The organism is Chamaesiphon sp. OTE_75_metabat_556, assembly GCF_031378165.1.
Classification (GTDB): Bacteria; Cyanobacteriota; Cyanobacteriia; order Cyanobacteriales; family Chamaesiphonaceae; genus Chamaesiphon.
In genome coordinates, this window is the sequence record NZ_JANNDR010000450.1 from 1 (window position 1) to 12332 (window position 12332).

Sequence of the window (12332 nt, forward strand, 5' to 3'; positions counted from 1 at the left end):
AGCAACTATCAGACGTTTATGTTCTACGCGCAAAGTACTATTTTTTGAGCGCATCCTGACGGCACAAAGCAGCGGAATCGCTCCAAGGCGTCCGAATCGATCGCCGTAAAGTCGATCGCAAAGACAATGTTCCCAATCACAGCCGCCGCTAGCAATCTTGAACACTCACAGATAACCTTGTAAGCTAAACATTTCGGGAATCAAGAGCAATGCGTCGAACTACATTATTTTTGTCAAGATTTATGATCGGCCTGTGGGTGATGCTCATCATTAGTTTTGCATCGCTGCTAAACCTTCCAAGTTAATTGTGTCGCCTACCATCGGTAATCGCTGCCCTGTCCCCAAAAAGCTGTAAATTTAGTCACGGTAATATCGCCCAAAACTTGAGTTTGGCAAGCAAGTCGCAGGTTTCGCGATCGCTGATGGGGTGGTAAGCTGCGTCTGGCAATATCTTTCCAATTTGGTGCCGATACTTCCCCGTCAATTTGCACCGCGCAAGTGCCACAAGTACCGATCCCCATACAATTGATTATCCGTGCATTACCATTGTAGAGATCGATCCCATTATCCATTAATACCTGACGGAGATTAGCTCCAGTTTCGCAGGTGAAGTTTTTTCCTTGAGCAGTGACTTGGGGCATAATTCAGCGGTTAGGAGGTGGAGAGTAGGCGGTAGCGAAGAGTTTTAAAGTTTCACTTCATCTTGAGGCAAAAAGCGACATTACCGAATAAATTTAAAGCTGATTACATTTTCTCGCAATTTCTTAAGCATTACCAATTCGATCGCAGCTCTTGCACTCCCAACTATATGCCGCAAATCCATATCTACGATACGACGCTCCGCGATGGCGCACAACGAGAGGGTTTAACCTTGGCGGTTGAGGATAAACTCAAAATTGCCAGACAACTCGACAAACTAGGCGTACCGTGGATTGAAGGTGGGTGGCCGGGTGCCAATCCCAAAGATGGGGAATTTTTTCGCCGCTTGCAGTTGGAACCCTTGACACAAGCGCAAGTAGTCGCCTTTTGTTCGACGCGTCGCCCTGGGGGACTGGCGGCTGAAGACAAGATGCTAGCGGCAATTTTGGCGGCTGGTACCAAGTGGGTGACGATTTTTGGCAAATCTTGGGATTTGCATGTTACCGAGGGCTTAAAGACCGATCTAGCTGAGAATCTGGAGATGATTCGGGACTCGATCGAGTACCTGATTTCCCAAGGTAGGCGAGTGATTTACGACGCGGAGCACTGGTTCGACGGCTACAAAGCCAATCCTGAATACGCACTGAAAACATTGCAAACGGCGATCGCGGCTGGTGCGGATTGGCTGGTGTTTTGCGATACGAATGGTGGGACATTGCCCCAGGAAGTGACTCAAATTATTGGGGAGGTTATCCACGCCATTTACCCCAATAAACAGCTTCAATTTGGCATCCACAGTCATAATGATTGCGAACTTGCCGTGGCAAACTCGATCGCGGCTGTCGCCAGTGGTGCGACGATGGTACAGGGGACGATCAACGGTTATGGCGAACGCTGTGGTAATGCTAATCTCTGCTCGATTATTCCCAATCTCCAGCTCAAGCTCGGTTATTCTTGCCTGACTGAAGCCAATCTTACGCGCTTGACGCAAGTGAGCAGATTTGTCAGCGAAGTCGTCAACGTCGCGCCGAATGATTATGCCGCCTTTGTTGGCAAGTGCGCCTTCAGTCACAAAGGTGGCATCCACGTCTCCGCCGTCGAACGCAATCCCCTCACTTACGAACATATCGCGCCCACTCAAGTCGGCAACGAACGCCGGATTGCGATTTCCGAACAATCGGGATTGAGCAATGTGCTGATCAAAGCTAGCGAGATGGGTTTGACACTGAGAAAGGAAGATCCGCGCACGCGCCAGATTTTAGCCCGACTCAAGGAATTGGAATATCAAGGCTACCAATTTGAAGGAGCCGAAGCCAGTTTTGAACTATTGATGCGGGAAATTCTCGGTCAAACGGCGACGTTGTTTACGATTCAAGATTTTCAAGTACATTGCGCGATTATCCCCGGACGAGACTACGCCAATGCCACCCAACATCACTCCCTGGCGACCATTAAAATCGCTGTCGATGGCCAAAATATCCTCGAAGCCGCCGAAGGCAATGGCCCTGTTTCAGCTCTCGATGCGGCCTTGCGCAAAGCCTTGAGTCAGTTTTATCCAGAGTTAAATAAGTGCTATCTCACGGACTATAAGGTGCGAATTATTGATGGTGGGGCGGGAACTTCAGCGGTGACGCGGGTATTGGTGGAGTCGAGTAATGGTTTACATCGCTGGACGACGATCGGTGTCTCTGATAATATTCTCGAAGCTTCCTATCAAGCTGTCGCCCAAGGGATTGAATATGGGTTATTGGTTAAGTCTCCGCAAACCTGTAGTTTAGTTGATGTTTGAGGACATGCGATCGATTGATGAAAACTCGCTAAAGATCGATGAATCACTATCTGTTACCATCGAGTATATTTTCAGATGAATCTGCGCCAGCGACTTATTTTAACTGTTGTCTCTTATCCATTTGTCATTTATGCGATCTCTTTTATTTTGGTTTGTCTAGACCCTTATTGGTATGATAACTCCCCATATCCAGAATACATTCCCCTCTCCGATCGGTGGTCATGGGCATTGGTGATATCCTTCTTTTATACGATCTACTGCTTCCCACTGCTAGTAGGTGTAGTTGCCGGAATCAGATACTTAGCCAATCGAAAGTAATGATTTTTAGGGATTGTAGCACTAAGATCGGTAGTAGTGATGGATTACTCTTGATGATCAATAGCCACAAACAATCACCAATCTTGGCTAAGGTTTTCGATAGCTAGTAACGCGCAAGCTTAATTTGCCGCTTTGGGGATTGCGGCTAAACAAAAATACGCCTTCCTCAGCTTCTCCTCCGGCTAAGAAATCAAATTGCTGTTCGCCCGTTTCTTCGATATCTCGATCAATCCGCAATTGTGCAGTTACGCGAACGGCATCAGCCGTCTCTCCTCCCTTGTTGGTGATGGTAAATGGTACATAAAAATTGCCCTCAGCTTGACGGATCTTACCGCTCCGTTCGAGTGCTAAAACTGGGGGTCTATCTCCGACTTTCACCCAACTATAAACTACCAATCCCACAATACCAGCCACAATGCTCGATGCGATGCCAAAAGTTACCCATTCGGCTACAGATCGCTGTTGTTTTTGTTCGAGTTGGCTCATACGACGATCCGTCCCGCTGCACCACCAATTGTAGCTGGCAATCCGAGCACGATCGCATGGCTCAACCACACAGTCCACGGATCTTCAAGACTGAGTTGATGGAAAAACCACAGCATTAATAACCCAGCCATCAATGAAATAATATAAGCTACTAAAGTCTCATTAATCGGTCGATGAAATAGACCTTGCTGTTGGTAACGTCTAGCTTGATTGGTTAAACCAGCCACAAACACAATCCCGTAGGAAATTAGTAAAGAAGCTGCGATCGTCGCTAGTAGCCAAGGCGGTGTCATTGCTGACGCCAACATGGGTATCTCTTGCGTTGGTGCAATTGTGAACGCAATAAACAGAGCACCGATCGAAGTTGCGCCCACATCTGCGAGGGTGGCGTTAATTTCTGCGGTTTTAGACTGTGGAGATGAAGATGGCGGTGTGTTAGTACCTCCCTCGCGATCGCCACTTAAAAATGAATTGGCAACAGCTACACCTAACGTAAACGGAACGCTCTCGAAAATAATTTTGCCAACTGCTTCATTAATGGATGTGTTGAGATCGATCTGTCGCAATAGCACCAAAGTTAAGGCCGTACATATAAATCCAATTGCCAAAGTTTCAATACTATCGATCGAGGCATCGCGTATTTTAGTATCAGTCGTTCCGCGAAACCCTTCAGTCCGAATGAGTAAAAAGACAACGACAAAGTTAGTAAGTAACGCGATTAGCATTTGCAAAGGTTCGGCGTAAGAACCAATCCACCAAACTTCCATCGTGTAGAGTAAGGGAATCCCAAACAAAAACCCGCTTGAGACTCCTTTAATCGCATCCCTAATTTCTTTTTTAAAAGCTTTTTGGGCAGAATTAGTTACCGGATGTCTATTGTGGCTTTTCATTATCGGATGCCAATACTTTTTTCGACTGTCACAGGAGCGCGTTGCTATACCTAAATTGTAACGTGCAATATTCTCTGAATTCTGCGTTTCTCCCACAAACAAAAAGGGTGAGCAATGCCCACCCTTTTTGCTGAAATATTTACGACTATTTAACAGTTTTCACCACCGCTGATTTGTGAGGTGTCGGCAGCTCTGAAGGGGAGGATACAGACATCCACATTAAATTTTGAAATATAGTCATACCGACGATCGCAGTAATCGAACCAGCAACCGAGATTTTGGATAGTTTAGCAGTCTTGAAAATTGGCCGATCGCTGTCTGTGGAAAGAATGGGCTTAGATGCAATTGAGGTAAAAGTCATGTATTTTCTCCTAATCTCTTTCGATATCTACAGTAAATAGTCTACACTTTCCGCAAAAGTACTGACAGTATCTTTTGCGACCAACCGCTGTGGCGGATTGACACTTGATGGATCTATGCAGACTATCGCAATTTCCCTATTGTAGCGTTACATTTTTGCCAACCAGAACTACATGAGATCGCCAGCATGGACGATCGTCGGACTGTAATGCAGTGAAGGTAATGAATCTGGAGATCGACTGAGCTTGTGACGCAGTAATGCAGAATTCCCCAGCCTTTTCCCCCAATCCCTCAGTCCGTCGCATAGTGTCGCCTCTGGCTATCGTGTAGAAATGTTAAGATAAAGACATCATTAGTTTCCTCGATCGCATATCTCCAAATGTTGAAACCGTCTCTCCCGAAAGTTGTCGTTGTTGGTGCTGGCATCGGTGGATTGACAGCGGGTGCATTGCTTGCCAAGCGGGGCTATGAAGTAACTATTTTTGACCAAGCGATCGTCCCTGGTGGCTGTGCGTCTACATTTAAGCGGCAAGGCTTTACCTTTGATGTCGGTGCGACGCAAGTTGCCGGACTCGAACCTGGTGGCATCCATCATCGGATTTTTAGCGAATTAGAAATTGAGCTACTATCAGCGACACCTTGCGATCCAGCTTGTGCGGTCTTTTTACCAGGCGAAACTACCCCGATTAATGTCTGGCGCGATCCCGAACAGTGGCAAGCCGAACGCCAGCAGCAATTTCCAGGTAGCGAACCGTTCTGGCAATTTTTACAACAACTATTTAATGCCAGTTGGGAGTTTCAAAGCCGCGATCCGATCCTACCGCCCCGCAATCGTTGGGATGTGACGCAGCTAGTCGGCGCACTGCGGCTAGGGACGCTGATTACCGTTCCGTTTACCCTGTCTACCGTCGGCGACGCACTCAAATGGTTTGGTTTGGACGGCGATAAAAGACTGCGGACATTTCTGGATCTCCAGCTCAAACTTTACTCACAGGTAACAGCAGCCGAGACAGCTTTATTATATGCTGCCACCGCTCTAGGCGTGTCGCAGACCCCCCAAGGACTGTATCACCTTCAGGGGAGTATGCAAGTATTGAGCGATCGATTAGTGGCTTCCCTGGAACGAGATGGGGGCAAGTTATTGATGCGGCATACAGTGGAGTCGATTGAGTGCGACGAAGTTGGCGTTACTGGTGTCAAGATTCGCAACCAAAAGACGGGTGAAACTTGGACGGAAACTGCCGCTGAGGTGGTCGCAAATGTCACGGCACAGGATTTGGTGAGATTGCTCGGCGATGCGGCTCCTAAGTCAAATCCGCTCCCGTTACTGTCGCTCGACGGCTATCGATCGCGCGTCAACAGTTTACCCCAAGCTTCAGGTGCATTCGTCGTATATCTGGGTGTAAAAGATACGGCCATTCCCGCTGGCTGTCCGCCCCATCTCCAATTTCTTTATGACTATGATGGCATTATCGGTGAGAATAATTCGTTATTTGTCTCCGTCAGTCATCCTGGTGATGGACGCGCACCAGATGGCACAGCGACGATTATTGCCTCCTCATTTGTCGATCCCAATCGATGGTACGGCGAAGGTGTCGATTATGCCGCTATGAAAGCTGAGTATACTGCCACGGCGATCGCCAAATTGGGCGAATATTTCGATCTAGCACCCGAAAGTATCATCGTTACCGAAGCTGGCACGCCCCGTACTTTCGAGCATTATACCGGACGCGATCGAGGCATTGTCGGCGGTATCGGGCAACGGGTATCGACATTCGGACCGTTTGGCTTTGCGACGCGGCTTCCGGTGGCGGGACTGTGGATGGTGGGTGACTCTACCCATCCTGGGGAAGGGACGGCAGGAGTTAGTTATTCGGCGTTGACTGTCGTTCGACAGATCGAACAGCAGTGATTGAAGCTGTGAACAGATCCAAAAAATTATCCGTGTGGATATTTCAGAGTGAGTTTTTGATAGTGGCTATTGTCCAAATTACAATCAAAAACACCAAACACTTGAACTGAAGATTCCATTGTATCCCTAACATAAACTCAGACATTGTTAGTTTGTTGTTAGTGCGCCGAGATCGCCGAGTGGAATCTCTAATTCGATAAATTTGCAGGAGAACCGCCGCAACCCCGCCCGCGACCGCAAACATCTGAAATGGCATCGCTTCATAGCGCAAATTGACAATTACGGGATCTTTATTCCATAGTTGGTATGCTTGGTCGATGAAATTTCCGGTTAATAACCCCAGCATGAAGATGTAGAGCAGCGTAACTACATAGAATCGGCCTTTATTTGAGCTGGACATTTCTCCCCATTCCCTCCGTCCCGTATCGACAAGTTCTCCGCACTTTACACAGTTGATTTCCGCAGGACCAATGCCACTAGAAACTGAAAACAGCCGCATTTCGATCGGAAAACCACAGTTTTGGCATTTATGCATCTCTACAACATACATCGATTATTTCCTGCTAAATATCTTGGTATAGATGAGTATACGTCAGGAGCGGGTTACAGGGCGATGGGAGAAGAGAGATCTCGGCAATACCTGCAAATGATTGACTCGTAGATTAAATTGACAAAACAAAAAAAGCGTGTCATATTTACGTATAACACGCTTTTTTTGCTTGGTTATTGTATGCCGCCATTTGATGAACGAGGCTATCTGCCTCCAGGTATCTATGAAATAGTCTGGACAGCTCTGATGGAAAGGTTTGCAACCAATCCACAGCGACAGCGGATTGCGACTGGGTTAGCCGCAGCTCTTCGCAAATTAGCAATTGCAGGTTGTACCCGCGTGATTATCGGCGGGAGTTTTATTTCTGCTAAAGAACACCCCAATGATTTCGATGCTTATTACGACAATTTTGGGATCGATTTCAATTTACTCGATCGATTATTTGTCGAAGATATTGATTCACAGCAGGAAGTTTTTCGTGGAGAACTATTTCCCATACTGAGATACGATCGATTCTTGCAAACCGACAAGGAAGGCAATCCCAGAGGAGTAGTCGCGATCGATCCCAGAGAATTGAAATAATTAAATTAGAGCAAAAGATGATGATTCAAAACGAACGCCAATATAAAATTACCCAAACTAAGCTGAAAGAATTGGAGCAAGCATCTACTAATATAGATCGAGCAGATCCGAGTCTGCATCCTCGCCAAGTTTTATCGCAAATAAATAGCTATGAGCAGCTAATTAAGGGATTAAAACAAGAGCTTGCTGAATATGAAGAACTCAAGAGCGGCCAAATTAAAACATTACAATTAGCATCGCTTGCCGAGCTACCGATCGCGTTAATCAAAGCCAGAATTGCCGTCGGGATGACTCAAAAAGAGTTAGCCGAAAAAATTGGTACTCAAGAGCAACAAATTCAACGATATGAGGCTAATCATTATAGTGCAATTAGTTTTGATCGATTGGTGAAAGTTGCTGAGGCATTGGGGATTAGTTTTGATGCTAGTGTCAAGATTGACATCGAATGGTTCAAGTTAAAGCAGATATTAGAGCCAGCATTAGTATATGTACCAGAACTATCGATCGAGCAATTGAAAGCTAAGTTGGAGCAAATCTATCAAAATTCTGACGATCTGTATTTTGAATATAATATTGGGGAATTCTTGAAAGAGGCTCGATCGGGAATTAAAGATGATAGTCGATCTCTGGCTTTAGTTCGGGGAGAGTTAGGCGATAATTCGGAACAAGATTTGCAGGTTTTGGCGGCAGAGATGGCGGAAAGATTGCAGGATTTATGGGGGAAGTTGGCATAATTCACAAACCTCCCAGAAAACCGACAATCGCCGCCGATTGAAATCGGGGCTAGTGTTGCAAAGTCTGCCTACGCAGACTGGATTTATTAGTCCGAGCAGGCGGACTTTGCACTCCGTTCGCGTAGCGTCTGCCTTCGCAGAGGAGCGGTTTCTAACTGCTTAGGTTTTCGATTAAAGCTTTCAACTGTCAAATACTAATCACCATGCAAAACGAACAACTTAAATTCCTAACGTCAGTACTTGAATCAGTTGCCGAAAGTCGGGGTAATCCCCAGGTAATCTATCCCCTCCTTCAATCAAATTTACCATACTTAAATACTGAATTAATCCCTCTCCTTCAACTTCGCAAGATTTCTATGCTTGCAGAAAATAATGGGTACAAACAAAATTCTATGGTTGTAACCATTCGCACATTTGGAAATTTAATTCGACAATTTCCATTAGGCAATCTTGCTACTAATAGGGAGATTGCTATTGCTAGTTGTGAAATTATTTTAACTATAGTTTCTCCCATTACTGCACCAGAGATATGGGCAGATACTCAAATTAATTTAGCAGTTGCTTATAACGACCGTATTTTAGGTGACAAAGCTAATAACCAGAAGTTATCGATAGATTGCTGTCAGTCCGCCTTAAAGTTATACAATCGAAAGGATTTTCCTAGTAAATGGGCAGGCATTCAAAATAATTTAGGTAATGCTTATTGTGAGTGGATTCGTGGGGGTAGGGCAGAGAATCTAGAAATGGCGATTAGCTATTTTCGAGCGGCTTTAGAAATAAGAACCAGACATGGTTCTCTTGAAGAATGGGCAGAAACTAAAAATAATCTGGCTACTGTTTATCTGAATCGCATTCGTGGAGATAAATCAGAGAATATCGAGATAGCGATTAGCTATTTTCGAGCTGTTTTAGAAGCAATCACTAGACAGAATTTTTCTGAACAGTGGGCAATGACTCAAGGTAATTTAGCTACTGCTTATACTAATCGCATTCGTGGAGATAAAGGTGATAATCTGAAACTATCTATCGAGTGTTCTTTATCTACATTAAAAGTATATACCCAACAGGATTTCCCTGGAAATTGGGCAATGACTCAAAATAACTTGGCTCTTACTTATCAGAAAATCGATCGCATTGATGAATCGATCGATTGTTTTCAATCTGCACTAGAAGTATATGACCGACAGAATTTTCCTGAAGAATGTCTCCGAACAGCAAATAACCTCGGTAACTTAGCCTTCAAACAAAGTAATTGGCAACTAGCCATCGAAAGTTACGATCGAGCCATCCAAGCAGTAGAAATTAGTCGGGGTTGGGCGCGGGTAGAAAATCGCCAAGAGATACTCCGCGATGCAATATCTGTATATCAAAATGTCATTCAAGCATGTATCAATTATGGACAAATCGACAAAGCGATCGAATATAGCGAACGCGCCCGTAGTCGTCAGTTAGTAGACTTTATGGCGACAAACGATCTATATCGCGATGGCGAAATACCTGCTGAAGTGAGAACTCTTCAGGCTGAATATGAATCGCTTCAACAACAGATTTATATCCAGCAACGCACCGAAACCGCTAATGAAAATCGCCAACTCACACCCACTCGCGACAGTCGGGCGATTCAACAAGTTAGCGAACATATTCAGGCATTAGAAGCCCAAAAACAAACCGTGTGGCGCAAAATTCGGGCGGTAGATCCCCAACTTGCCGAGCAACAACAAGTAACACCGATCGATCTACCGACAATTCAGCAGTTAATTACCACCGAAAGTACCGCGATTCTTAGCTTATATACTACCGATAACGATACCCATATCTTCATCATTACACGGGATAACCAGCCGCAAATCCATACCTGTCAGGGTGAAGGTGCCGGAGAATTACAACTATGGTTGTGGGAAAATTGGCTGAATCCCTATGTGAACGATCGATCTGCATGGGCAGATAATATGCCCGAAATCCTCGCGCAGCTAGCTCAACGCCTCCAATTAGATCGACTCGTCGCTAAATTAACAGACATCACCGAACTAATTATCATCCCCCACCTCTACCTCCACCAAATCCCCTTCGCCGCCCTCCCCATAAATCCCCTTGCAAACGAATCGGCTGAACCAAATCCCCTCCTCGGAGGGGTGCCCGTAGGGCGGGGTGGGTTCCGGGGTGGGTTCCGGCGTGGGTTCCTCGGCGACAAATTCACCATCCGCTCCGTACCCAGTTGCCAAATCCTCAAATACTGTCTCGATCGATCGCCAATTACCATGCCCCAATACGGTACCGTAGAAAATGCCGATGGCACTCTCCCTGGCGCGGGATTTGAAGGAAAACAAATCGCCGAGCTGTTCCAAATCGAGTCAGATTACCGCCTCCAAGGGCGCAAACAAGCCACAGTTACCGCCTTCGACAATCTAATCGAGCGTACCGATAAACCCATCACTACTCTCCACCTCGCCAATCACGCCTCATCCCGCCTCGACAACCCGCTCGAATCAGCCGTCAGCCTTGCCGATGGCAATATTAGCTTGGCAAAATTGATGATGAGCCGCTATCGTCACCTGCGCGAAATCTTCCTCTCCTGCTGCGAAACTCATCTCGGCTCTACCAACATCACCGACGATCTGCTCACCCTCTCTACCGGATTTCTCTGCGCTGGAGCCAGTACGGTTATCGGCACGCTATGGGTGGTAGACGACTTGGCAACTGCTCTATTTTCAACTTTTTATTATTTGAATCGTCATGCCGGATTCGATCGCGTCATCGCCCTGAAAATGGCACAAGTTCGCCTGCGCGATCTGACTGGGGATGAGTTCAAACTTCACCATTCGGAAGATCTGAAAAATCACTTCCAAGCCTATGCCCAGGCGAATAGAATCGATCGAGCCGAATTCAAAGCCGAATTCGAGCGGGGTGAAGTAGATAAGGCGACATTCGATCGAGAGACACATCGATTAACTAATGCCTATCGTGGGGCATTGGATTCGACAAAAACACTCGATCGATATTGTCAATCCGATCGACCATTCAGTCATCCTTTCTACTGGGCAGGTTTCACTTGTCAGGGATTGGGTTGATGGAGAGTATTGCTGGTCGATCGAGTGGATATTGAAACCACAACCGATCGCTGTATACTGGCATTAAATTGACGATCTTCTTCTAGCTGGAAATTCCTCAAAAATTGTATGTCTATTCTCGATCGACAAGGAAGATTATTTGGTAAATTCAGCCTCCTCGACATTGGTGCTGTCCTAGTAATGTTATTTGTGGTCGCTGGAATTTTTCTTTCGCCTGGAAATACGGGACGAATTAACGGTCAAGACAAAGCCCAAGCCGTTGAAGCCGATGTGATCGTCAGAGGATTGAATGTGCTCAATCCCGACACGCTGATGAAAGAATTCAGCCCAGGGAACAAACTGAGTTTTGTGATTCGCAATCAGCCCGCCGGACAAGTCGATATCAAATCTGTCCGTCAGCTCGATCGCAATTTAGCCGTCCCCCAAGCAGATGGTACGATTAAAGCCATGAAAGATCCTAGACCCGATTCCTACAGTGTCGATATGATCGTCACAGTGACGGGCAAAGGACAGAAAACCAAAGAGGGACTGGTACTGGGCAACACCAAAATGAAGATTGGATCTTCCGTCGAAATCGACCAACTCAATTACAACTTCAACGGTACAGTCATCGATATTCGCTACCTCGATAAATAAACTCGCGATCTATTAGGAGGCAGGGGACTGGGAGACTGGGAGACTGGGAGATCGAAGGACGCTTGTGTCCAAATTCACTACCCACTTCCACCCTCTACTCTTTACCTAAAGCCTAAAGCCTAAAACCTAAAGCCTAAAACCTAAAGCCTAAACCCCGCCAGACAGAAGGTTCTACGATCGGTACTAGCGGCTACAGAATATTGCTGTCATGCTATAGAGAGGTTGCGAATATCGCGCGACCGATCTCCAGTATCTAATTATCACCAATGATTACAGCAGAAAATACAACAACAATCGCACTCCTAGTCATCACACTCGGTATTTTGGGGTGGGGTTATTATCGGAATCGAGACTTGGGTAAATTCGGG

At 46.1% G+C, this 12332-nt stretch carries 12 protein-coding genes; 6 read left to right on the plus strand and 6 right to left on the minus strand.

The genetic code is table 11. From position 1 onward, the window contains the following. Positions 1 to 314 precede the first annotated feature (314 nt). Positions 315 to 641: a 2Fe-2S iron-sulfur cluster-binding protein gene (locus RMO27_RS18255; RefSeq protein ID WP_309735143.1), complete on the minus strand. Its 327-nt coding sequence runs from the start codon at positions 639 to 641 to the stop codon at positions 315 to 317. Between the two features lie 167 nt (positions 642 to 808). On the opposite strand from RMO27_RS18255, the gene cimA reads away from it, so the two are divergent. After that, positions 809 to 2428, plus strand: coding sequence for a citramalate synthase (gene cimA / locus RMO27_RS18260; RefSeq protein WP_309735144.1), 1620 nt, complete (start codon positions 809 to 811; stop codon positions 2426 to 2428). 405 nt (positions 2429 to 2833) lie between these two features. On the opposite strand, the gene RMO27_RS18265 is transcribed toward cimA, so the two are convergent. The 4 genes from RMO27_RS18265 to RMO27_RS18280 form a co-directional block, all read right to left on the minus strand. Continuing rightward, positions 2834 to 3232 (minus strand): TIGR02588 family protein, encoded by a 399-nt coding sequence (locus RMO27_RS18265; RefSeq protein WP_309735146.1) that lies wholly within the window; start codon positions 3230 to 3232, stop codon positions 2834 to 2836. Next, a complete protein-coding gene (locus RMO27_RS18270; RefSeq protein ID WP_309735148.1) occupies positions 3229 to 4122 on the minus strand; it encodes a TIGR02587 family membrane protein in 894 nt (297 codons plus the stop codon). Before RMO27_RS18270 ends, RMO27_RS18265 begins: the two co-directional genes overlap by 4 nt. A 145-nt stretch (positions 4123 to 4267) precedes the next feature. Further along, the gene (locus tag RMO27_RS18275; RefSeq protein ID WP_309735149.1) at positions 4268 to 4483 is read right to left on the minus strand and encodes a hypothetical protein; all 216 of its coding nucleotides are present in this window, start codon (positions 4481 to 4483) and stop codon (positions 4268 to 4270) included. A gap of 136 nt (positions 4484 to 4619) precedes the next feature. Then, the gene (locus RMO27_RS18280) at positions 4620 to 4787 is read right to left on the minus strand and encodes a hypothetical protein (RefSeq protein ID WP_309735151.1); all 168 of its coding nucleotides are present in this window, start codon (positions 4785 to 4787) and stop codon (positions 4620 to 4622) included. Between the two features lie 74 nt (positions 4788 to 4861). On the opposite strand from RMO27_RS18280, the gene crtD reads away from it, so the two are divergent. After that, entirely contained in the window at positions 4862 to 6394 is a 1533-nt protein-coding gene (gene crtD, locus RMO27_RS18285; protein ID WP_309735152.1) for a C-3',4' desaturase CrtD, read from the plus strand. Positions 6395 to 6437: 43 nt separating this feature from the next. On the opposite strand, the gene RMO27_RS18290 is transcribed toward crtD, so the two are convergent. Continuing rightward, positions 6438 to 6944 (minus strand): hypothetical protein, encoded by a 507-nt coding sequence (locus tag RMO27_RS18290; RefSeq protein WP_309735155.1) that lies wholly within the window; start codon positions 6942 to 6944, stop codon positions 6438 to 6440. 180 nt (positions 6945 to 7124) lie between these two features. On the opposite strand from RMO27_RS18290, the gene RMO27_RS18295 reads away from it, so the two are divergent. From RMO27_RS18295 to RMO27_RS18310, 4 genes are all read left to right on the plus strand, one after another. Continuing rightward, positions 7125 to 7526, plus strand: coding sequence for a DUF6932 family protein (locus RMO27_RS18295; RefSeq protein WP_309735157.1), 402 nt, complete (start codon positions 7125 to 7127; stop codon positions 7524 to 7526). Positions 7527 to 7546: 20 nt separating this feature from the next. Continuing rightward, entirely contained in the window at positions 7547 to 8260 is a 714-nt protein-coding gene (locus tag RMO27_RS18300) for a helix-turn-helix transcriptional regulator (protein WP_309735158.1), read from the plus strand. A 392-nt stretch (positions 8261 to 8652) separates the two neighbouring features. Then, positions 8653 to 11328, plus strand: coding sequence for a CHAT domain-containing tetratricopeptide repeat protein (locus tag RMO27_RS18305; RefSeq protein ID WP_309735161.1), 2676 nt, complete (start codon positions 8653 to 8655; stop codon positions 11326 to 11328). Between the two features lie 108 nt (positions 11329 to 11436). Beyond that, positions 11437 to 11964, plus strand: a complete 528-nt coding sequence (locus tag RMO27_RS18310) for a DUF4330 domain-containing protein (protein WP_309735162.1) — start codon at positions 11437 to 11439, stop codon at positions 11962 to 11964. The last annotated feature ends 368 nt before the right edge of the window (positions 11965 to 12332 follow it).